Here is a 23143-nt window from a genome sequence, read left to right on the forward strand (position 1 = left end):
TGATGGAAGTAGACGGGTTCATCTCGCCCCATCACCCGACCACAGTGGCTAAGTTGAATTTCTCTCATGCTCATTGGATCCCCATATAGCGGTAGTAGGCGTTGCAGGCCCCCTCTGAGCTGACCATGCAGCTGCCCATGGGCTGGGTCGGGGTGCAGCCCCGGCCGAAGACCTTGCACTGGTTCGGCTTGGCCAGCCCGCGCAGTATGTCGGCGCACTGGCATGCCTTGTGATCGTCGATGGGGGTCTGGCTGAGCTGGAAGTGGCGCTCCGCATCGCGGGCGGCGAAGGCGTCCCGCAGGCGCAGGGCGGAGGCGTTGATGTCGCCGAGGCCGCGCCAGCGAAAGTGCTCGCGGGTCTCGAAATAATGGGCCACCAGCCGCTGGGCGGCCTGGTTGCCGCTGGCGGTGACGGCGCGGCTGTACTGCACCTCCAGCGCGCAGCGTCCCTCCACCTTCTGGCGCACCATCATCAGCAGCGCCTCCATCACGTCCACCGGCTCGAAGCCGCTCACCACCACCGGCACCCGATAGCGCTCGACGATCGGCAGATAGATGTCGGCGCCGGTGATGACGCTGACGTGGGAGGGGCCGATGAAGGCGTTCACCTTGGCGACCCCGTCGGCCATCACGGCGTGAATGGCGGGGGGCACCAGCACATGGTTGATATGAAACAGCAGGTTGTTTATCCCAGCGGCGTCAGCCGCCGCCAGCAGCGCGGCCGTCATGGGGGTAGAGGTCTCGAAGCCGATGGCGAAGAAAACCACCGTCTTGTCCGGGTTCTCGGTGGCGATGCGCAGCGCATCGAGCGGGTCGTAGACGGGGCGGATGTCGCTGCCCCTGGCCCGCTGCTGGGCCAAGGATCCCTTGGAGCCCGGCACCCGGATCATGTCCCCCAGGGTCACCAGGATGACATCGGGCTGACCGGCCAGCTCGATGGCCTGATCGATGCGCTCCTTGGGCATCACGCAGACCGGGCAGCCGGGGCCGTGGACGAACTCTATGCTGTCCGGCAGCAGCTGGGGCAGGCCGTACTTCATGATGGTGTGGGTATGGCCACCGCACACCTCCATCACCCGCAGGGGTTCGGGCATATCCTTGGCCAGCTCGTGGATCTGGGCGGCGAGGGCGCGGATCACCTCGGGCTGGCGAAAGCCCTGAAACAGGTCATTGAGCGTCAGCATGGCAGTATGTCCTGCTTGGGCATCAGCGCCACCATCTGGCGGAAGCTCTCCAGGCTGGCCTGGGCCTCCTCCTCGTCAATCTTGCTCATCACGAAACCGATGTGGAGCAGCACATAGTCCCCGAGGGCCAGAGGATCCTCGAGCAGCATGCAGCTGACCCGGCGCTGCACCCCCAGGGTGTCGACGGTGACGCAGTTATCTTCGGGGTGCAGCTGCACCACCTGGGAAGGAATGGAAAGGCACATGAGAGACTCCTAAATGGCGGGGGAGAGGGGCTTGGCCCTCTCCTTCGCAACATGGTGGATGGCAAACCAGAGCTGGCCCGCGGCGATGCCGCCGTCATTGAGGGGCAGGGTCTGGCTTATCAAGACCTCGCGCCCGGCCTCGGCGAGGCGGGGGAGGAGCTGGTCCATCAGCACGCGATTCTGGAAGACGCCGCCCCCGAGCGCCACCGGATAACCGGGGAAACGCTCGGCCAGGGCAACCACCAGATGACTGATGGCGCGGATAAAACCGGCGGCCAGCCTGGCCACCTCGACGCTGGCGCGCCGTTGCAGCAGCTCGGCCAGCAGCGGTGCCCATTCGATCAGCAGGGGGCCGTCTTCTTGGTCGGTGATTTCGAACCGCAGCGGCCAGGGCTCGGCATCGGGCGCGAGCCGCAGCGCCGCCGCCTCCAGCAGCAGCCCCGCCTCGCCCTCGTAGTCGGGGGTATCGATCAGGCCGAGCAGGGCGGCGACCCCATCGAACAGCCGGCCCATGGAGCTGGTATGGGGGGCGTTGCGGCCCAGGCGCCACAGCTGGTGCAGGTTGCTGATCCGATCGGCGGGCAGCTGGTCGATCACCGCAATATTCAGCTCGCCGATCTCGCCCGGGGTCTCGGATTCAAACAGCAGCCCCAGCAGCTGGCGCACCGGCTCGCGGATGGCGGCTTCGCCCCCGATCAGCCGAAATGGCCGCAGGTGCGCCACTCGCTCAAACCCCCGTACGTCGGCGACCAGCAGCTCGCCGCCCCAGAGGGTGCCATCGTCGCCGAGGCCAGTGCCATCGAAGGCGAAGCCGAGCACGGGCCCGCTGTGGTCATGCTCGGCCATCACCGCCAGCAGGTGGGCGTGGTGGTGCTGCACCTCGAGATGGGTCGCACCCTCTGCCGCACAATAGTCCTTGGCCCACTGGTGGCTCAGATAACCCGGGTGGCGGTCCGACACCAGCAGGGTTGGGTTGAGATCGTAGAGCTCGCGGAAGGTGGCCAGGGTCTGCTCGAAGTGCGCCTGCATCGGCAGGCTGTGCAGATCCCCGATATGGGGGCTGTAGATGCGCTGGCGGCCGAAGGCGAGCGCCAGCTGGTTTTTCTGCTGCGCCCCGACCGCCAGCACTGGGGTGCTGACCGGCTCTTTCAGGCTGGGGGTGCAGGGGGCATAACCCCGGGCGAGACGCAGAGTCTGGCGCTTGCCGCCGGCCCACTGTACCAGGCTGTCGTCGCAGGGGTGCAGTATGGGGCGATCGTGGTCCAGGATGCCGTCGATCTCGCTGCCAAGTTCCCTGATCACCGCCTCGCACTCGATGAGGATCGGGCTGCCGCGGCCATTGGCGCTGGTGGCCACCAGCGGCATGGCGCAGGCCTCCAGCAGCAACTGGTGGAACGGGGTGTAGGGCAGCATGACCCCCAGGTAGGGGATGCCGGGGGCTATCCCTTCGGCCAGCGGCGCTGCTTCTGACGGCCGATCATCGTTAGTGCGCTTGCGCAGCAAGGTGATGGGTCTTGGCTGGGATTGCAGCAGGGTCCACTCGGCCTCGCTGCCGGTCACGTGCAACCGCGCCTCTTCGAGGGATCCCATCATCACCGCCAGCGGCTTGCGCGCGCGGCGCTTGAGCTGGCGCAGCCGGGCCACGGTCAGTTCATTGCGGGCATCACACATCAGGTGGTAGCCCCCCATCCCCTTGACCGCGACCAGGGCCCCCGCTTGCAGGGCCTGGGCGGCCGCCTGCAGCGCAGCCTCCCGGCTGGCCTGCGCCTCGCCGGTGCCGCTGCGCCAGCAAAGCTGGGGGCCGCACTGGGGGCAGCTCACCGGCTGGGCGTGGTAGCGCCTGTCCAGGGGATCCTCATAGGCGCTGGCGCAGCGCGGGCACATGGCGAAGCTGGCCATGGCGGTGTGGGGTCTGTCGTAGGGGAGGCGGCGAATGATGCTGTAGCGCGGGCCGCAGTGAGTGCAGTTGGTAAAGGGGTAGTTGTGATGGCGATCCGCCTGATTGGCGATGTCCCGGGCGCAGGCCTCGCACATCCCCTGATCCGGCGAGATGGCCACCGTGGCCGCGCTCTGCTGCTGGCTGGCCCTGATATGAAACTGGCCATCGAAATCGGGGTCGCTCGTCAGCGGCAGCGCCCGCTGGTCGAAGCTGTCGATGCGGCTGAGCGGCGGCGCCAGCGCCCGCAGGTCGCGGCCAAAGGCGGCGAGCTGGGCGGGAGAACCCTCTGCCCCTATGGTGACGCCGCTGGCATCGTTGAGCACATAGCCGGTGAGGCGATGGCGCAGGGCCAGGCCATAGACGAAGGGGCGAAAGCCGACCCCCTGCACAATGCCGTTGATCTGAAACTCGAGGCGCAGCGGGGTGCTCGCCTCTGGCGGCAGGGTCATTGGGGTTGTGGGCGCCGTCATGCCGGCGTCTCGTCAGCCAGGGGGTCGCCCTCGGGCAGGCGCAGCACCCGGCGATCGTTGTCTTCCCGTCGCACCCAGCCGTCCATCTCCATGCGCAGGCAGAAGGGGATGGCGTATTTGCGCGACAGGCCGGTGATCTCCTTGAGCGAGCCCATGTCGATCAGATCCCCGACCCGCTGGCCTGCCAGCACGGCCCGTACCATGTGGTGATAGAGTTCGGCATCGTAGTAGATGGGACCTTCCAGCTGTATCAGGTAGGTGAGCCTTGCCAGATTGCGCAACTGCTTTTGCAGCGCCCCCTTTTGCCGTAAACCGGCCGGCAGGGTGAGATGACGCACTGGGTCTATCTCAACACCGCCGGGGCCCAGTTTACCGGGCTGGTAGCCCTCCTTGCCTTGATCTCGCACCAGTTTGAGCACCAACAGTGCCTCTTCCCCGAGATCGTCTTCCGACTCGCCACCGCCGGGCTGCCACTTGTCGTGGTGCAGCCGGATCCGTTGCTCGGCCTTGAGCGCCAGCAACAGCGGCTGGGTAGCCTCGGGGTCGATGCGCAGCCTGCCGGCGAGCTCGGCGCCGCTCAATGGCTCGGCCTGCAGGGCGGCCAGCATGGCCTCGCGGGTCTGCGCCAGCCAGGACTGGCTCATCATCCACTCGCCCTGCTGCACCGCCCCGGCGGGGGGAGCATCAAAGCGATCGGCGGGGGCATAGCCATTGAGCCCCAGCTGCAGGGTGGCGGGGTTGTGGCCCGCGAGATCCTCCGGCAGCGCCCGCAGCAGGGCGTGCAGCGCCTTGCGCCTGGCGGGGGAGATGTCGCCGCACCAGAGGATGCGGGCGCCGTGCAGCAGCTCGCTGCTGCCGTGGCGGATGATGGCGAGCGGCTGGCCGAAGAAGCAGGGCAGGGGACTGGTGAAGACGAGGCGGGCGAGCCCAGGGTGATCGGCATCCTCTGCGTCAGCGTCGCGGATATAGATCAGCTGGGCCCGGCCATGCCAGCTGCCCAGCGCCACCTCGACCTCCTTGTTGCGCAGAGAGGTGCGCAGTTCTTTGCTGGATTGGCCATCGGCCTCCAGGCGCACTATCAGGTGGGTGGCCGCCTGACAGCCCCCGGCCGCGTTGCCGAGGCAGTGGCCGCGGGCCACCTCCTTGTGGGGCACTTTTTTCAGCCCCACCGCCACCCGGCAGACGGCGCCTATCTCGTCGACGCTCTGGTGATAGGCCTGCAGGGAGCGCACCTGCACCTCCCGATCGGCGGGGTAGAGGCGCAGCTTGTCCCCCACCTTGAGGCTGCCTTGCTGCAGGGTGCCGGTGAGCACTGTGCCGGTGCCGCTGGCGGTGAAGACCCTGTCCACATAGAGGCGGGGTGGCGCCTCTTCACGAGAGCGGCGCGGCGCCCCCTGTTCGCGGGCAGTTTGCGATTCTTGTACATCGGCAAGCTGGCCCACGATGGCGGCGTGCAGGCCGTCGATGTTGTCGCCGCTCTTGGCGCTGACGCAGACGATGTCGGGCACCATGCCGCTCTCGTCCATCACCCGCTCCAGCAGCGTCTCCTCCAGCAGTTCAAGCTCGTCGGGGCTTATCAGATCGCACTTGTTGATGCAGACCAGCAGGCGCGGCACCCCCATGGCCTTGAGCAGGCGCAGGTGATCGCCGGTCATCGGCATCCAGCCCTCGTCGGCGGCGATGACCAAGAGCACCAGATCCAGGCTCCAGAGCCCCGCCACCATGTTGCGGACATAGCGCTCGTGGCCGGGCACATCGATGACGCCGATGGTGTTGCCCTGGCCGTCGTCGAAGTGGGCGAAACCGAGATCCTGGGTCATGCCGATGGCCTGCTCGTGGGGGCGGGCGGTGATGATACCGGTGAGGGCCTGGATCAGCAGGGTCTTGCCATGATCCACGTGACCGGCGAGGCCGATGACGGCGCGGTAGGAGGTCATGGGATCAGGGCACCTCGTTCGGGATGCTGAGGGGATGGCTCGTCTGGCCGATATTGATGGTGTTTTCACTGTCCTTTACTGGATTTAGCAGCACCTTTAACTGCGAAACCAGCACTGATATATCCTCCTCCAGCAAGGAAGCCATGTTGAGCAGCACCTGCTGCTGGCGTACCGTGGCGATCACCGGCACCGGGAGATCTCGCAGGGCGTCGAGCAGTTGCTGGGCGGGGCGGGAGTCCAGACAGGCCAGCGCCGGGGCGGGGTAGAACTCGTCCGGCAGGGTGCCGCCGCCGACCACCAGCTGGGCGGGTACCTGTATAAAGCAACCGGGCAGGGCGGCCAGCAACTGGTCGGCCCTGGCCTGCATGGCGGCGGGGGAGCTCAGGGTACGCTGGGCGATGCCGGCCCCGGTGGGGGACTTGTTGAGCTTGTGGATGAGCAGGCGCTCGAGCAGGGAGTAGACGATGCGGCTCGGGCGGAAGGTGCGCATCATGGGGTGCTTCTCCAGCCGCTTGATGAGATCCGCACGGCCGCCGATGATGCCGCACTGGGGCCCCCCCAGCAGCTTGTCGCCCGAGTAGCAGACCAGATCCGCCCCCGCCTTGAGGTACTGGCGCACCGAGGTCTCGTCCGGCGCGAACTCCTCGGTGGTGAGGCCCGAGCCCTGATCCACCGCCAGCACTATGTGATCCGGCAGGGCGCGGGCCACTTCGCCGATGTCGGGGGACTCGGTGAAGCCGCGAATGGCGAAGTTGGATCTGTGCACCATCAGCACCAGCGCGGTCTGATCGGTGATGGCATCGAGGTAGTCCCGGGCCGTGGTGATGTTGGTGGTGCCCACCTCCACCAGTTTGGCGCCAGACAGCGCCAGTATGTCGGGGATGCGAAAGCCGCCGCCGATCTGGATCTGCTCGCCCCGGGAGACGATCACCTCGCGCCCCTTGGCCACCTCTTGCAGCAGCAGGAAGAGGGAGGCTGCGTTGTTGTTCACCACCAGGGAGTCTTCGGCCTGGGTCAGGCAGGCGAGCAGGGGGGCGATCAGCCCCTTGCGCCCGCCGCGCTTGCCGGTGGCGAGATCCAGCTCAAGGTTGTTGTAACCGGTGTTGAGCTCGCGCACCTCGTCCCACAGTTCGGCGCAGAGCGGCGAGCGCCCCAAATTGGTATGAACGAGCGTGCCGGTGGCGTTGATCAGCCGGGTCTGGCGCTGGCGTACCCACTGCCGGCAGCGACTGTCGAGCAGCCCCTCAAGCCGGGCGAGCGCCACCCCATGCTGGCGAAAGCCTTCGCTCTGGCGCAGCTCGCTCAAGGTGTCGCGCACCAGCTGGGTCACCAGCGGCCGGCTCAGACGGGCGATATGGGGGGCGAGGAAGGCTTGCTGCAGCAGTTGTTCGACCTGTGGCAGGCGATGGCTTGGCTGGTCGACGGCGGACGCTTGAGGCTGTGACTGGTTCGGCATGGGGGTTACCAGGGCAGTGCGTGGGTGACGGATGCACACCGGTTTGCCGATAGATTGACGGGGCTGGCGGTTATTTACGGGCGGACAACTTGCACAGAGTGTTAATGCTGAAACGGTTCTGACAAATTAATTCACGACCGAGGAAACCATCCCGGAATAATATTGGCAAGCGGTATCTAGTCGATGCATCCAATATAGGAAAGTGGCGGAAGAGGCAGGAATCGAACCTGCCCGAGCCTTCTCGGCTCACATCGGTTTTGAAGACCGAGGAGGCCACCAGACCCCATCAACTTCCGCAGTGGCCGCCATTTTGGGGCAAGGCCCCCTGGCTGACAACGCTTTTTTTGCCATATAAAAACGGCATTTATATTATTTGAAGGAGAGTTGTTTTATATCAAAAACAGGGCGATTAGCCCGATGTTTTTATTTTAACATCGGGCGTCGATTAAATTCCTGTCTGGCCGTTTTTAACAACTTGGTAAATTATAGTGCCGCGTCGTTGACCTTATTCCACTGGGCGAGCTGGCGTATTAACAACTTGGTATCCTTGGCGGTATCCAGATGCTGATAAAGATAATCCATCGCCTCGCTCACCATCCCGGTCATGGGGAAGGAGAAGGCAACGATGGCGGGTTGCACCCCGACGAAGATCACCTCTGGCACGAAGCGCTTGAGCTCGTCGATGAGAAAGTTCAGCGGCATGTTGTGGGTCGAGAAGATGAACATGTCGGCTATGGTGTCGGGGGGGATCACCTTGAGGGTGCCCGCCTTCTCGCCGAGCTCGGCGGCATCCACCAGCAGCACCCGATCCGGTTTCAGCTCCCGTACCTGGTGCACCCTGTTCTCCGGCGCTATGCCGCCGTCGATATGGACCCAGCCGGGCAGGGGGGCTGCCTGCAGCTTTTCGGCCAGATAGGGGCCGGCGCCATCGTCACCCATCATGGCATTGCCCACGGTCAACACGAGATTGCAGCCCATCAGCGGCTCCTTACCATCAGGTACATATGAGGATCGTTATGCAGGGCGGTGAGCTGGTTCATGAAAGTGTCGGTCCAGCCCCGCTCCTGCTCGTTCAAGGCGCCTTCGGCCTGGCGCAGCCGGTCGAAGGCGCAGGCCAGCAGGTGGCAGTGCTCCCGATAGACGGTGATCTCGCCGAAGGTGAGAAACCCCTCCATCTTGCGCCGCGCCTCGCTGCCCGCTGGCAGCTTGGCCACCCAGTCCCGATAGCCCGTTAGCGGGCAGACCAGATCGGCACTGAGGCAGTCGACGATGCCGAGGTGGTGGCCGATGGCGAGGCTGTAGTACATCACCTCTTTCGCCTCCTCCGGCACGTCGAACTGCTCGTCCACGAACTTGCGGGAGAGGCGATAGAAGAAGACCTGGTCAGCCATGGACGACCTCTCTCTTGCCCGCGCCCCGGTTGAGGCAGGCGTTGGCCAGGTTGTTGACGATCTCACAGAGGCGCGGGTCGTCATGCTGGGCAAGGTAGCCCTGGATACGCAGATCCACGTCCTGCTGGGTGGCCCCCTCCAGCAGCGCCATGAACTCGTCGGCGATGATGCGGCCCTGACGGTAGCCCGCCATGCGGCGCGCCTCGCGCTCTATCATCACCCGGATCTCGCTCGGGATGCCGGTGTGGCGCAGCTCGACCCGTTCCCCCGCCTGTACCTCGTGGCTGGTGGCTTTCAGTTTCTGCTCCAGCAGGCCGAGGGCCACCGCGAAGCCGTAGATGGTGGCCGCCGGGGTGGGGGGGCAGCCGGGAATATAGACATCCACCGGCACTATCTTGTCGGTGCCGCCCCAGACGCAGTAGAGATCGTGGAAGATGCCGCCGTCACAGCCGCAGGCACCATAGGCGATGCAGATCTTGGGATCCGGGGCCGCCTCGTAGGCGCGCAGGGCAGGCACCCGCATCGCCCGGGTTACCGCGCCGGTAAAGAGCAGGATGTCGGCGTGGCGGGGGGAGGCGACCACCTTGATGCCGAAGCGCTCGGCATCGAACAGCGGTGTGATGGTGGCGAAGATCTCTATTTCGCAGGCGTTGCAGCCACCGCAATCGACCCGATAGACATATGCCGAGCGGCGAATGTCTTTGAGCAGGGTTTTTTTAAGTTTGGTGATCTCGGGGTCCTGTGCCAGCGGCACGGCGCGGGTATGGGCATGGCCGACAACCGGTTCTATGCCTTTGATCTTGCTCATCACATCCACTCCTGTTGTGTGGCAATCGGTGTGGCCAGGGCCGAGTCAGGCTGGCTCAGCATGCTCTGTTTTCGTTTGCAGTCGGGGCAGTGGTGCAGGCGCTCCGGGGTCGCCAGCGGCGTGCCTGCCTGCTTGAGGGTGTCCTCCACCAGCGCCACTAGCTTGCTCGGGGCAAAGTAGGTACCGCACAGGGTGCAGGGGGCCAGCGCGAAGCGGGCCTCCTCATAGAGATCGGCCTTGTTGGTCACCGCCAGCTCGAACTCGGGGGAGAGGGCGATGGCGCGGGTCGGGCAGACCTCTTCGCAGCGGCCGCAGAAGATGCAGCGGGCCATGGAGATCTCCCAGCGGCGCTCGCCAGTCTCCATATCGACCTCCATCACCAGCGCGTTGGCCGGGCAGGCCTTGGTGCAGGCGGCGCAGGCGATGCACTGATCCGCCTGATATTTGGGTTTGCCGCGAAAATCCCGGTTCACCTCGTAGGGGGCGAAGGGGTACTTGGCGGTCGGCGTGCCGGCCCGGAGTATGGTCTTGAACAGCTTGATCATGATGACCCCTTACTTGAGCGGAGAGTTTTTGCGATCGATACCGTAGCGCTCGATCTCCTTGTAGGAGACCACGGTGGACTTGCCCTTCTTGGGATCGACCAGGGTGACCCGATCGGTGCAGGAGTAGCAGGGATCCAGGCTGCCGATGATCAGCGGCGCATCCGCCACCGTGTTGCCCCGCAGCATGTAGCGCAGGGCGGGCCAGTTGGCGTAGGTGGCGGCGCGGCAGCGCCAGCGGAACAGCTTCTGGTTGTCCCCCGTCATGCTCCAGTGCACGTTCTCACCGCGGGGCGCCTCGGTGAAGCCCAGCGCAAACTTGCCCGGCTGATAGGTGAAGCCCTCGGTGAGCAGCGGCCCTTCCGGCAGGTGCTGCAGGCCGAATTCGATCATGTCGAGGGAGTCGTAGAGCTCGTGGATCCGCACCAGCACCCGGGACTGCACATCGCAACCCGCCAGGGTCTGGATCTCCATCGGCAGCTCGCGGTAGGCGGCGAAGTCGTGCACCCGGCGCACGTCGCGCTTGAAGCCGCTGGCCCGCACCATGGGACCGACGCAGCTGAAGTCGCGGGCCACTTGCGGATCGAGGCGGCCGATCCCCACCAGACGGGAGCTGATGTTGGCGGTGTCGAGCAGCATGGCCACCAGGGGCTTGAGCTCGTCGCGCAGTTCGCGCACCAGCTGGGTGCCCTTGATGCGATCTTCCTTGAAGATGTCGCGGCGCACCCCGCCGATGAGGTTGAGGCCATAGGTCTTGCGCGCCCCGGTCAGCAGCTCGGCCAGGGTCATGGATTTCTCCCGCACCCGGAAGAACTGCATGAAGCCGGTGTCGAAGCCGGTGAAGTGGCTGGAGAGCCCGATGTTGAGGATGTGGCTGTGCAGCCGCTCCACCTCCAGCAGCACGGCGCGGATCATCTTGGCCCGCTCCGGCACCTGAATGCCCATGGCGTTCTCCACCGAGGTGGTGTAGGCGACGCTGTGGGTGAAGCCGCAGATGCCGCACACCCGATCGGTGAGGAAGGCCACCTCGTTGTAACCCATGCGGGTCTCGGCGAGCTTCTCCATGCCACGGTGGACATAAAACAGCCGGTAGTCGGCGTCGATGATGTCCTCGCCGTCCACGAACAGCCGAAAGTGACCCGGCTCGTCCGAGGTGATGTGCAGCGGGCCCACCGGCACTATGCGGTTGGCCTCGTTGCCCAGCTCGTTTACGAAGGGGTAGGTCTCGGTGTCCGTGGTGGGCATGGGGCGCTGGCGGTAATCCATGGCGTCTTTTCGCAGCGGATGGATGTCTTCCGGCCAGTCATCGGGTAGCACCAGCCGGCGCTCGTCCGGCAGGCCCACGGCGCGCAGGCCGTACATGTCGCGGATCTCCCGCTCGCCCCACACCGCTGCCGGAATGGTCGGGGTGATGGAGGGGTACTCCTGCTCTATGGCTTCGACCAGCACCTTGACGGTGATCCAGCTCTTGGTCTCCCCCTCCATGGAGAAGACGTGGTAGACGGCGAAGTGGCCGTTCAGGCTGCGCTCGTCGTTGGCGAAGGAGACCGACAGCCAGCCGCCCAGCTTGTGGAACAGCAGGCTGGTGAGGGCCACCAGATCCGTGGGCTTGACGGTCAGGGTGGCCTGATCGACGGTCTGCCACTGCTCGTCGATGATGGCGTGGGGCAGTTGCTGTCGCAGTTGCTGGATGTAGTCGCAACCGATGCGATCCATGATGGCGATGGTCATGCAGTTCTCACTTTATGTTCGGGAATGAGCAATCGGAAAATATGAAATCGGAAAAGGCGGCTGTGGCGGGCATGGCTTATACCCCGACCAGATAGGCGAGCAGGGCCAGCAGGGCGAGCCCCAGGCCATAGCGCGTCAGCTTGTGGGTGCGCACGAACTGGGTGCGGGCCATGGCGTTTTCGATGAGGCCCGCCAGTGCGAAGGCCACCAGCAGCTTGCAGGCGAGGATCAGCGCCGCTACCGCCAGCGCGGGCAGGCTCCAGTCCGCCGCCTTGCCGAAGGGGAGGAAAATCACCAGGAAGAGTTGCACCACCACCAGCTGCTTGAGGCCAAGGCCGAGCTTGAGCAGGGCCAGGCCCGCGCCGGAATACTCGGTGAGCGGCCCCTCCTGCAGCTCCTGCTCGGCTTCCGCGCAGTCAAAGGGCAGCTTGCCCATCTCGACGAAGACCGCGAAGGCACAGGCGGCGCCCGCCAGCAGGGTGGCGACCGGGGCGGCCAGCGGCTGGGTGGCCACGTAGGTGCTGATGTTGCCCAGATCCGAGCTGCCCACCATCATCGCCATGATGAAGCAGGCCAGCACCAGGATGGGCTCGACCAGGATCCCCAGGGTCAGCTCGCGGCGGGCACCTATGCCGGCAAACATGCTGCCGCTGTCGAGCCCCGCCAGGGAGAAGAAGAAGCGGAAGATGGCGAACAGGTAGATGTCGGTGATGAGATCCCCGGCGATGGGGAAGGGGGATTCATGGGTCAGGGTCGGCAGCGCCATGGCCACCAGCAGCAAGGCGGCGATGAGCACCGCCGGCATCAGGTTGAAGATGATGCCGGCAGGCTCGGGGGTGACCTCCTGGCGGCGCAGCAGTTTCCCGATATCGCGGTAATCCTGCAGCAGGCCGGGCCCCTGGCGCGAGTGCATCTTGGCACGCAGCACCCGGTTGAAGCCGGTGGCGAGCGGAGCCAGCGCCAGCATGGCGATGGCCTGGGTGAGGGCCAGGGCAAGCATGCCCCAGCTTGGCATTTCGAGAGCGGGCATCATTGAACTCCAACAGCCATCAGGATAAAGAGCGCCAGCACCAGGCCATGGAGCAGCCAGCCAGCGGGGGACGGCGCCGCGCTCACCCCTTGCAGCGAGCTGGCGAGATCGAGGCGCGGACGCTGCCGATAGAGGGGGGCGCAGATCTGGCGCAGGGTATGGGTGACACCGCCGGAGGTGAGGCTCATGCGCTCCTCATAGGCGTAACCGCAGGCCCAGGGAGTGCCGGCGTGACGACGAGCCAGCTTGGGCCCTTTGAACAGCGCCAGGATCAGCAGCGGCACCAGCAGCAGGCCGAGCAGGGTGAGGGCAATCACCGGCGGGGAGAGGATCGCCTGAGCGCTATCGAGCGGCAGCAGGGTGGCACCGGTCGCTACCTGGCTCGCCACTTGCTCGGCGAGCAGCGCCTGGCCGTAGCCGTTGACCAGGGGGGCAATCCAGGGGGCGCCCAGCCCCAGCACCAGACAGACCGCCGCCAGCAGCAGGGTGCCCGCCACCATGGTGCTGGGCACTTCGCGGGCCTGACTCGCCTTCTCGCTGCGCGGGGCGCCGCAGAAGCAGATGCCATAGACCTTGACGAAGCACATCACCGCCATGGCGCCGGTCACCGCCAGCATCACCACCGCCAGCGGGGCGACGACGGAGGTGCCGAGTTTGGTCATGGAGAGCAGGGCCTGATAGATGAACCACTCGCTGACGAAGCCGTTGAGCGGCGGCAGCGCCGAGATGGCCATGGCGCCGATGAGGAACGCCAGCGCGGTCCAGGGCATCAGCTTGGCCAGGCCGCCCATCTTGTCCATGTCGCGGCTGTGGAGGCGGAACATCACGGAGCCGGTGCCCATGAACAGCAGGCTCTTGAAGATGGCGTGGTTGAGCAGGTGATAGAGGGCGCCGAGCAGCCCCAGCACCACCAGGGTCGGTTGCTGATTGGCCAGGCCAATCATGCCGATCCCCATTCCCATCAGGATGATGCCGATGTTCTCCACCGTGTGGTAGGCGAGCAGCCGCTTGAGATCGTGCTCGGCAAGCGCAAACAGCACCCCAAGCACCGCCGAGCAGGCACCGAAGATCAGCACCATGTAGCCCCACCAGAGCTGGCTGGCGCCGAGAAAATCGATGGTCACCCGCAGAATGCCAAACAGACCCAGTTTGACCATGACCCCGGACATCAGCGCCGAGATATGGGAGGGGGCGACGGGCTCGGCCACCGGCAACCAGCCGTGCAGCGGCACGAAGCCGGCGCGCAGGCCGAAGCCGCAGAAGCTGAGCAGGAACACCAGCGAGGCCAGGGCGCCGCCGAGGTGATGCTCGCGCAGCACGCTGAATTCCAGACTGCCGCTGCCCTGGCAGAGCAACCAGAAGGCGACCAGCACCAGCGCCATGCCGATGTGGTTCATCACCAGATAGAGGCGGCTCTGCTTGGCGGCGTCCGGGTTGGTCTTGACCAGCCAGTAGCTGGTGAGCGTCACCAGCTCGTAGCTGAGCAGGAAGCCCAGCGCGTTGTCGCACAGCACCATGGCGACCATGGCGAACAGGAAGAGGTTCATCAGCACGCCTATGCTGACGTCCCCCTTGCCCTGGTACTCCTTGATGTAGGCAAAGGAGTAGAGCGCCACCGCCACACCGACCAGCGTGATCACCAAGAGCATCAGCGCCGCCAGCATGTCGAGGTGCACCGAGCCCAGCAGCCAGAGGGCGCCGTCAATGGGGGTGCCCCGCGCCAGGGTCTGTCCGGCGACCATGGCACCGCAGAGGGAGCCCAGCAGGGCGAAGCCGCTGTTGAGGCGGTTGGCGAGGGCGGCGCTGTTCAGCAGCCAGCCTGCGGCGGCGCCCAGCAGCGCGCCTGCCAGAAGGAGCAACAGGGTGCCCAGTAGAAGAGGGGGCAGCATCAGCGATCTCCCTTGGCTGTCAATGAGTGCGGTGAAGAGGGCGAGGCCGTGGCACTGAATGCGGGGGCCCCTTCCGGATGGGATTGGGCTGCCTGCAGGCGGCGCTCGCGGGCGGTGTGGGCGCTGTCGTCCTCGCTCACCAGGGTCAGCGCCTGAGAGGGGCAGGCATCGATGCAGGCCGGGCCCTCTTCGCGAAAGGCGCAGAGATCGCATTTGACCGCGATGGCGCGCACGCCGGGCTCCCAGCTCAGCAAGTCTTCCCCGAAGCAGCGCAGGCCGGCGGAGGTGGAAGGGTTGCTGGAGCGCACCGAGCAGGGGATGTAGCTGTCATAGCTGGTGGCCATGGCCACCGGACGGCTGCCGCCGCTCTGGATGGCGCCGAAGGGGCAGGCCACGGCGCACAGGTTGCAGCCGATGCAGAGCGACTCGTTCAGTTGCACCGCATCCTCGGTCTGGCAGATGGCCTCGACCGGGCACACCTTGATGCAGGGGGCGTCGTCACAGTGACGGCACTGAACCGGCATGGTCGCCTGCTCGTGTCGCATGACGGTTAATCGGGGGGCCTGTTGCAAACCCTTGGCCTTGTGAACCGTGCTGCAGGCCGCCATACAGGTGCCACAACCGATACAAAGTTTGGGATCAGCGATAACGAAGCGGTTCATAGCCTACCTTGTCGTGTCGCGAACGGAGAAAGTAGGAGCAGGATGGCAAAATGCGGGCCAGATTGTGTGTGGCGCTGGGAATGAGTTTAACTGACTGTTTTTATGTGATTTTTAATTTTGTCTGGTGGCGTGTCACCGAGGCGGGCAACTGTCGAACCGTGACGTTCGTCACTTGTGACGAAGGGCAGGACAGGGTTCGTCACACCAGGGGACTGGTGTGGCCAGGGGCATGAGGAGGGCAATCTCGGCTAGCGGGGAAAAGAGAGGGAGGCCGATGCCTCCCTCATGTGTCTCAGGTGTACTTGGCAGGGACCGCAAGCAGGTTCGATTAGCGCAGCGTCATCGGACGCACGAGAAGGCGAACATCCCGTCAGAGGGCAATCAACCTTGCGATATCAGCGGTACGCTCCCTTCTCCCTTCTCCCTTCTCCCTTCTCCCCTCGCGGGAGAAGGGCTGGGGATGAGGGGGAAAATGGCCCCGTGGTTAACGGCAAAAAGAGAGGGAGGCAATGCCTCCCTCTCTCTTGCTGGCGTTCTTTATGCCATCAGAATGCCATCAGATATCCACCTGCGAGCCCAGCTCGATCACTCGGTTGGGCGGGATCTCGAACTGATCCGGCGCCCGCAGGGCATTGCGTTGCAGCAGCATAAACAGCTGGCCGCGCAGATAGAGGTACCAGGGGCGCTCCTTCATGATCAGCGACTCGTGGGCCATAAAGAACGACGTCTCCATCATGCGGCAGCTCAGGCCCTCCGCATTGCAGCGATGGAAGATCTCCTCCATGTTCGGGGTCTCGCGCCAGCCGTAGCTGGCCACCACCCGCCAGAAGGTGGGGGAGAGCTGCTCGATGCAGACCCGGCGCACGTTGTGGACGTAGGGCACGTCCTCCACCCGCAGGGTGAGCAGGATGATCCTCTCGTGCAGCACCTTGTTGTGCTTGAGGTTGTGGAGCAGCGCATGGGGTATCACATTGACTACCCGCGACATATAGACGGCGGTGCCCGCCACCCGGGTCGGCGGGGATTTTTCCAGCGAGGCGATCATCGGCTCCAGCGAGTTGCCGTGCTCGTTAAGGCGGCGAATAAGCTGAAAGCGCTCGCTCTTCCAGCTGGTCATCAGGGTGAACATGACCGCGCCCAGGGTGAGGGGCAGCCAGCCGCCGGAGAAGATCTTGGCGAGGTTGGCGACAAAGAGCGGCACATCGATGGCCAGCAGCAGGGCGAACAGGGCGGCCACCAGATAGGGGTGCCAGTGCCAGCTGTTCTTCGCCACCGAGCAGAAGAGGATGGAGGTGAGCACCATGGTGCCGGTCACGGCGATGCCATAGGCGGCCGCCAGATTGCTGGAGTGCTCGAAGCTCATGATGACGATCACCACAGAGACATAGAGCATCCAGTTGATGACCGGGATATAGATCTGGCCCGACTCCTGCTCCGAGGTGTGCACGATGCGGATGGGTGAGAGATAACCGAGCCGCACCGCCTGCCGGGTGAGGGAGAAGACCCCGGAGATCACCGCCTGCGAGGCGATCACCGTCGCCATGGTCGCCAGCAACAGCAGGGGCAGCAGCGCCCAGGTGGGGGCGAGCAGGAAGAAGGGGTTGGCGATGGCCGCGGGGTTGCCCAGCAGCAGCGCCCCCTGGCCGAAGTAGTTGAGCACCAGCGACGGCAGCACCACCACAAACCAGGCGAGCCGTATCGGGTTCTTGCCGAAGTGGCCCATGTCGGCATAGAGCGCTTCAACGCCGGTGATGGCCAGCACCACGGCGCCGAGGGCAAAGAAGGAGGTGGTCTGGTAAGTCATAAAGAAGCGCAGGGCCCAAACGGGGTTGAGCGCGCCCAGCACCTCGGGATTCTGGCTGATGCCGCGCAGGCCCAGCACCGCCAGGGTCAGAAACCAGGTCAGCATGATGGGGGCGAACAACTTGCCCACGGTGGCGGTGCCGTGTTTCTGAATGGCAAACAGCAGGGTCAGCACCAGCACCGAGAGCGGCACTATGTAGGGATCCAGCGAGGGGGCCACTATCTTCAACCCCTCGATGGCCGACATCACCGACATGGCCGGGGTGATCACCACCTCGCCATAGAAGAAGCTGCCGCCAATCAGCCCCAGAATGATCAGCACAGGGGCCAGCCTCTCGGGGCTGTTGCGGGTCGCCAGCGACATCAGGGTCAGGATGCCCCCTTCACCGGCATTGTCGGCCCGCATCACGAAGGAGAGGTACTTGACCGAGACCACCAGGATCAGCAGCCAGAAGATGAGCGAGAGAAAGCCCAGGATGGAGGCGGGTTCGACCCCGAACCCGAATTGGCCCGACAGGCACTCGCGCAGGGTATAGAGCGGACTGGTGCCGATATCGCCATAGACCACGCCGATCGCCGCCAGGGTGACGCCGGACAGGGCGGGTTTGTTATTGCAGTTCATGAAGTTGTCTTGTCAGTTTGATGCGGACATATTTGCCAGCACAGGGGCCCCGAGCTATCAGCTAACACAGAGAGTCGATCGGGAGGGGATCAATGAATGGCGATGGGAAAGGGAATCAACTGGATAGGAATAGGGTCATCATGGGGCACAGTCTGTTCATCTGCGATTCAGCTCATGATGACACAGAGTCTGTGGAAATAGGCTCTGATATAAATAATCAAAAGGGGCTTTTGAACGAGATCATTAATTACTCTGTGATTGACATAAACCCCTGGGCAGCGAGCAAGCGTTTGTTTTCTCTGAGTATCCATTTTGGCTAGTTTTTCCTATCAATCTGGCTGAAAAATAGACGATAAAATGCTGACCAATAAATTACCTTCCTGAATCGCAAAGAGGGTGTAATTGGGAGGCGATGGAGTCTTTATTTAGTGGGTCGGTGGGTAAATAGCAGGGAAGTGACCGCCCCAAAGTGCTATTTCGCGCTATGCGGCAACCGGTTTGGTTATATCCCCTCATGAGTACTCTGTGATGCCAATGCTAAGACATGTTCTATAAAATCCAATTTCTTTCGGCGATATTCTTCCTGAGACCAGCCTTCACATGATATTTTTAATTCGTTGTATTGCTGGACTAGCGAAATATTTTCACGCAATTCATCTCGAAACACCAAAAAACACTCAAATGCTGAACCATTAACGACGATTTGAAATGCGACGTCGTCACCTGACGTTGATTCCAACATGCATAACGCCGAAGTTCTCAATGTATCGATTTTCTCTTGGAAGCCTAGCGTAGTCAGTAATTTGACTGCATCATCAAGCATATCAGCTTTAACACCAACAAATATATCCAAATCTCCTTTAGATACTGCGGCGGGAATTGAGGATGATCCTATATGCTCTATTCTTGCATCAGGAAGTAGTTTTTGTATTTCACCCTTGTACCTAATAAATAACTCTTCGCAATAAGCTTGGTATTTTTCTGCACGATAAAACCTCATGTCTTCCCGAAATTAAGTTATTTTTAATGCACATGCTTATATATCACCGCTGATGAGTGAAATACTGATCCCATCAACAAAGGTTGGCTGAATTTTACACTAATAAATAAGGTGTTACCTGTTAACTGTTTCCTCTCGGGACTTGGTTATGTTGATTTTCAATTTCCGCTGATTTAATTGTGGAGGAAATTAACTCTTCGAAAATCTCAAGCTGGCCTGCTGGAATTAACTGATTTTGAATGCTTTTGCGTTTTTCTGAATCAAATAGTCGCTCTGCTAACCACCCAACTAAATACATTAAAGAAAGGCAACCACCTGCGGTGGCAATATTTCCATTAACAACTAAAGGTAAGTCCTGAACATCGCCACCTAGTGCTTCTAAAACTGCTTTCGCATCTGGATTGGTGGTTAGTTTCTTATCTTTTAACAACCCGAGTTCATGAAGAATAAATGAGCCGGCACAGATTGAACCAATGAGTTGTGTATCTGGATTCAGCTTTAAGGCTGACATGAAACTATCGTTTTTCATCGCAGCGGGAACACCGTGCTTACCACTGGTAATTAATACAACATCTTGTTCATTCACCTCAGAGACGGCCCCATCCGTCTTTACCAACATACCAAGATGAGAACGATGTTCTGGTTTTGTTCCTAATATCTTCACAACCCAGCTATCAGTTGTTCTGCCAAGCAAGTCGTACATCAAGAAGAAGTCTATATCTGTAAAATTATCAAATAATACAATGCCAATTTTATACATATTTCACCTATACGTGGATAAATGGCCCAGGATCTATTTCTAGCAGGTAAGCTGCCGCCCCTGAGTTTCAGCCCCAGCCTGCTGCTTTTTACCCACGCGGGTTGTTCTCGCAGCTCCATGGGCGACCCTAATGGAGCTCTTTGCCAAGTGAGCCATAGTAACCAGCCGGCTAAAAAACAGAATAGGGGGAGGTTAAAAACCAGCTCCAGCTCAACAAATTTGTCACTAGGAGGGCTTTTTGTTCGATTTCCCTTTACGTATCCTGTCATTTAGATAGAAAAACTAAACAACTTTGCCGCCAATTTGATCCCTACACGGCCTGTCGGCGCTGTCTTGAGCCCTGTTGCCGCCATTTCATCAATGAGTCGTCGATATGTCGTCGAAAGGTCGGCCCATCCAATGGGGCAGGGGGCTGTCATCCTGTGTCGAGCTCGTCACTTTTGTCGTGTCGATCGCCGTGTCTGGTCCCTGTCGTCATCGTCACCCTCCTAATAAAGCAGGGCTGCCATCCTGATTACTCCTTTATTTTCAGCTGCTTGCGAACTTTCTCCCGCTCCAGGCCTGAGTTGGTCTGATTAATGCCTAGTGGGATGGCTGGCCTGTCTCCCCTGTGAGCCTGGCCGGCAGGGTGTAACGAAACATTTAGGATCCCTCTCTATGAACAGCTTCGTGATTGCCGATCCCAGTCTCTGTATTGGGTGTCGTACCTGTGAGGTGGCCTGCGCCGTGTCACACCAGTCAGCGTCCTGCGCGGGCACCGTTGAGCGGGAGGGCGGTCTGCGTCTTGCCATCGAAGATGGACATCTGGTCTCAAAAGACAGCTATTTTCAGCCCCGTCTGAAGGTGGTGGTGGGCAGCAAGGTGACCACGCCGGTGCTCTGCCGCCAGTGTGAAGACAAGCCCTGTGCCAAGGCCTGCCCCAACAACGCCATCGTCACCGAGGATGGCCACGTCAAGGTCTATCAGGCGCGCTGCATCGGCTGCAAGTCCTGTGTGGTGGCCTGCCCCTACGGCGCCATGAACGTGGTGGTCAAAGAGGTGGCCCCCGCGGCCGGTGCGCTGTTCAAGGGAGTGCAAACCAAGGCGCTGGCCTTGAAGTGCGATCTCTGCAGCCATCGCGAGGGGGGCCCGGCCTGCGTCGAGGTGTGCCCGACCCAGGCGCTGCGGCTGGTGACCCCACAGAGTCTGGCGACCCTGAGCCGGCAAAAACAGCTGGCCAGCGCCGAGGCGATGCCAGCGGGTTAGGTCGCGGCTTTGATGGCGATGCGGGTGTCGGCGTGTCAGCGCGGGTCTATGGGATTGAGCGTGAGCCGCAGTCCCGGCGTCGCCGACCAGGCCGACAAGCCGAATGAGGCCTGAGTGGTGCAGTACGTCTCTCTGCCTTGAGTGTGTTTTACCTGTCGAATGCACTGCCAGTTGGCCATCACCCCATCAAACCAACCATTTATCGTTAACCAACAAGAGATTGAGTCATGAAAAAAGTCATCACCGTCTGCCCCTATTGCGGCACCGGTTGCAAGATCAACCTGCTGGTTGATAACGACAAGGTGGTGGGGGCCGAGGGTGCCCACGGCCGGACCAACGAGGGGCAGCTCTGCCTCAAGGGTTATTACGGTTGGGATTTCCTCAACGACACCAACCTGCTGACCCCCCGTCTCAAGAACCCGATGATCCGCCGCGAGCGCGGTGGCAAGCTCGAAGCCGTCTCCTGGGACGAGGCCATCGGCTTTGCCAGCAGCCGCCTCTCCGCCATCAAGGCCAAATACGGTGCCGACGCCATCATGACCACGGGCTCCGCCCGTGGTCCCGGCAACGAAGCCAACTATGTGATGCAAAAATTTGCCCGCGCCGTGATTGGGACGAACAACGTCGATCACTGCGCGAGGGTGTGACACGCACCCTCAGTCTCCGGTCTGGAGACAACAGTAGGCAACGGCGCCATGAGCAACGCCATTCCCGAAATTCAAGAGACCAAGTGCCTGCTGGTGTTTGGTTACAATGCGGCCGACTCGCACCCCATAGTGGCGCGTCACATCCTCAAGGCGAAAGCGAACGGAGCCAAGGTGATCGTCTGCGATCCGCGCATGGTGGAAACCGCCCGCATCGCCGATCAGTGGCTGCCGCTCAAAAACGGCTCCAACATGGCGCTGGTCAATGCCTTCGGCAACGTGCTGATCGCCGAGAACCTCTATGACAAGGCGTTCGTCGCCAACTACACCGAGGGCTTTGAGACCTACAAGGCGTTGGTGGCCAAGTACACCCCGGAATACGTAGAGGGGATCACCGGCCTCAAGGCCGCGGATATCCGCGCCGCCATCCGCACCTATGCGGCGGCACCGGCCTCCATGATCCTGTGGGGCATGGGGGTGACCCAGTACGGCCAGGCGGTGGACGTGGTCAAGGGCCTCGCGGGCCTTGCGCTTCTCACCGGCAACTTCGGCCGGCGCGGCACCGGCTGCGGCCCGGTGCGCGGTCAGAACAACGTGCAGGGCACCTGCGACATGGGGATGCTGCCCCATCAGTTCCCGGGCTATCAGTCCGTGGCCGATCCCGCCATCAGCGCCAAGTTTGCCAAGGCCTGGGGCGTGGAATCGCTGTCCCAGCAACCGGGTTATCGCTTGACCGAGCTCAGCCACAAGGTGGAGGAGGGCAAGTGCAAGGCCTTCTACATCTTCGGCGAGGATCCGGCCCAGACCGAAGCGGATCTCGCCCAGTTCAGGCGCACCCTGGGGGGCATGGAGCTGGTGATAGTGCAGGACATCTTCATGACCCAGACCGCCGAGATGGCCGACGTCATCCTGCCCGCCACCAGTTGGGGCGAGCACGAGGGGGTCTACAGCTCGGCGGATCGCGGCTTCCAGCGCTTCTACAAGGCGGTGACCCCGCCGGAAAATGTCAAACCGGACTGGGCGATCTTCTCGCTGATGGCCAGCGCCATGGGGTATCCCATGGCGTACCGCGACACCCAGCAGATCTGGGACGAGATGCGCGCGCTCTGCCCGCTCTATACCGGGGTCAGCTACGACAAGATGGCGGATCTCAAGAGTGTGCAGTGGCCCTGTCCGACCGAGGATCACCCGGGCACCAGCACCCTGTTCGAGGGCAATGTGTTCACCACCCCGAGCGGCAAGGGGCAGCTGATCGCCTCCGAGTGGCGGCCGCCGCTGGAGCAGCCCTGTGCGGATTACCCGCTGGTGCTCTCCACGGTGCGGGAGGTGGGTCACTACTCCTGCCGCTCCATGACCGGCAACTGCTCGGCGCTGCAGACCCTGGCCGATGAGCCTGGCTATGTGCAGATCCACCCGAGCGATGCACAGAAGCTTGGGGTGAAGGATCAGGCGCTGGTCTGGATCTCGTCCCGGCGCGGCAAGGTGATCACCCGTGCGAACTACAACGACAGGGTCAACGCCGGTGTGGTCTACATGACCTACCAGTGGTGGATCGGGGCCTGCAACGAGCTCACCATAGAGCACGTGGACCCGGTCTCCTACACCCCAGAGTACAAGTACTGCGCGGTGAAAATTGAGCGTATTGAGAATCAGCCTGAGGCGGAGAATTATGTCCAGACTGAATACAGTGCACTCAAGGCGAAATTGCGCAGCGCCGCCAAAGGCTAATCAGCGTTAAATAAAGTGGATCCAGGCTCTGTTCACAGGGCCCGGATCCCTTCATCCT

The 23143-nt window shown here is 62.5% G+C and carries 18 protein-coding genes and 1 tRNA gene; 2 read left to right on the plus strand and 17 right to left on the minus strand.

The features are described from left to right. Window positions 1-70 precede the first annotated feature (70 nt). The 17 genes from hypD to MM194_RS00340 form a co-directional block, all read right to left on the minus strand. On the minus strand, window positions 71-1183 hold the full coding sequence (gene hypD / locus MM194_RS00260; RefSeq protein WP_241342259.1) for a hydrogenase formation protein HypD: 1113 nt from the start codon (window positions 1181-1183) through the stop codon (window positions 71-73). After that, window positions 1177-1428, minus strand: coding sequence for a HypC/HybG/HupF family hydrogenase formation chaperone (locus MM194_RS00265; RefSeq protein WP_033130236.1), 252 nt, complete (start codon window positions 1426-1428; stop codon window positions 1177-1179). The genes hypD and MM194_RS00265 overlap by 7 nt, the downstream gene beginning before the upstream one ends. Window positions 1429-1437: 9 nt before the next feature. Next, window positions 1438-3837 carry a carbamoyltransferase HypF gene (hypF, locus tag MM194_RS00270; protein ID WP_241342260.1) on the minus strand — a complete coding sequence of 800 codons (2400 nt, stop codon included), beginning with the start codon at window positions 3835-3837 and terminating at the stop codon, window positions 1438-1440. Further along, a complete protein-coding gene (locus tag MM194_RS00275) occupies window positions 3834-5774 on the minus strand; it encodes a SelB C-terminal domain-containing protein (RefSeq protein ID WP_241342262.1) in 1941 nt (646 codons plus the stop codon). The genes hypF and MM194_RS00275 overlap by 4 nt, the downstream gene beginning before the upstream one ends. A gap of 4 nt (window positions 5775-5778) precedes the next feature. Continuing rightward, on the minus strand, window positions 5779-7230 hold the full coding sequence (selA, locus tag MM194_RS00280; RefSeq protein WP_241342264.1) for an L-seryl-tRNA(Sec) selenium transferase: 1452 nt from the start codon (window positions 7228-7230) through the stop codon (window positions 5779-5781). Window positions 7231-7433: 203 nt separating this feature from the next. Beyond that, window positions 7434-7525, minus strand: a tRNA-Sec gene (locus MM194_RS00285). 188 nt (window positions 7526-7713) lie between these two features. Next, a complete protein-coding gene (gene hycI, locus MM194_RS00290; protein WP_241342265.1) occupies window positions 7714-8208 on the minus strand; it encodes a hydrogenase maturation peptidase HycI in 495 nt (164 codons plus the stop codon). Continuing rightward, window positions 8208-8621 carry a formate hydrogenlyase maturation HycH family protein gene (locus MM194_RS00295; protein WP_241342266.1) on the minus strand — a complete coding sequence of 138 codons (414 nt, stop codon included), beginning with the start codon at window positions 8619-8621 and terminating at the stop codon, window positions 8208-8210. Before MM194_RS00295 ends, hycI begins: the two co-directional genes overlap by 1 nt. Beyond that, the gene (locus MM194_RS00300) at window positions 8614-9429 is read right to left on the minus strand and encodes an NADH-quinone oxidoreductase subunit B family protein (RefSeq protein ID WP_241342267.1); all 816 of its coding nucleotides are present in this window, start codon (window positions 9427-9429) and stop codon (window positions 8614-8616) included. The genes MM194_RS00295 and MM194_RS00300 overlap by 8 nt, the downstream gene beginning before the upstream one ends. Further along, on the minus strand, window positions 9429-9974 hold the full coding sequence (locus tag MM194_RS00305; RefSeq protein ID WP_241342268.1) for a formate hydrogenlyase complex iron-sulfur subunit: 546 nt from the start codon (window positions 9972-9974) through the stop codon (window positions 9429-9431). The genes MM194_RS00300 and MM194_RS00305 overlap by 1 nt, the downstream gene beginning before the upstream one ends. A 9-nt stretch (window positions 9975-9983) precedes the next feature. Beyond that, window positions 9984-11702, minus strand: coding sequence for a hydrogenase large subunit (locus MM194_RS00310; protein ID WP_241342269.1), 1719 nt, complete (start codon window positions 11700-11702; stop codon window positions 9984-9986). Window positions 11703-11778: 76 nt separating this feature from the next. Next, window positions 11779-12732, minus strand: a complete 954-nt coding sequence (locus MM194_RS00315) for an NADH-quinone oxidoreductase subunit H (protein WP_042653521.1) — start codon at window positions 12730-12732, stop codon at window positions 11779-11781. After that, entirely contained in the window at window positions 12732-14621 is a 1890-nt protein-coding gene (gene hyfB / locus MM194_RS00320; protein ID WP_241342270.1) for a hydrogenase 4 subunit B, read from the minus strand. The genes MM194_RS00315 and hyfB overlap by 1 nt, the downstream gene beginning before the upstream one ends. Beyond that, window positions 14621-15283 (minus strand): 4Fe-4S dicluster domain-containing protein, encoded by a 663-nt coding sequence (locus tag MM194_RS00325; RefSeq protein ID WP_241342271.1) that lies wholly within the window; start codon window positions 15281-15283, stop codon window positions 14621-14623. Before MM194_RS00325 ends, hyfB begins: the two co-directional genes overlap by 1 nt. Window positions 15284-15839: 556 nt before the next feature. Continuing rightward, complete coding sequence (gene kup / locus MM194_RS00330; protein ID WP_241342272.1) at window positions 15840-17708, minus strand: low affinity potassium transporter Kup; 1869 nt, start codon at window positions 17706-17708, stop codon at window positions 15840-15842. Window positions 17709-18210: 502 nt separating this feature from the next. Next, complete coding sequence (locus MM194_RS00335; protein ID WP_241342273.1) at window positions 18211-18708, minus strand: GrpB family protein; 498 nt, start codon at window positions 18706-18708, stop codon at window positions 18211-18213. Window positions 18709-18829: 121 nt separating this feature from the next. Next, a complete protein-coding gene (locus MM194_RS00340) occupies window positions 18830-19468 on the minus strand; it encodes a DJ-1/PfpI family protein (RefSeq protein WP_241342274.1) in 639 nt (212 codons plus the stop codon). A gap of 657 nt (window positions 19469-20125) precedes the next feature. Here MM194_RS00340 and MM194_RS00345 point away from each other — a divergent pair. Continuing rightward, complete coding sequence (locus MM194_RS00345) at window positions 20126-20713, plus strand: 4Fe-4S dicluster domain-containing protein (protein WP_241342275.1); 588 nt, start codon at window positions 20126-20128, stop codon at window positions 20711-20713. Between the two features lie 227 nt (window positions 20714-20940). Beyond that, entirely contained in the window at window positions 20941-23085 is a 2145-nt protein-coding gene (gene fdhF / locus MM194_RS00350; RefSeq protein ID WP_241342276.1) for a formate dehydrogenase subunit alpha, read from the plus strand. Window positions 23086-23143 lie beyond the last annotated feature (58 nt).

The sequence above is a fragment of the Aeromonas sp. MR16 genome, from assembly GCF_022549315.1.
GTDB lineage: Bacteria > Pseudomonadota > Gammaproteobacteria > Enterobacterales > Aeromonadaceae > Aeromonas > Aeromonas aquatica.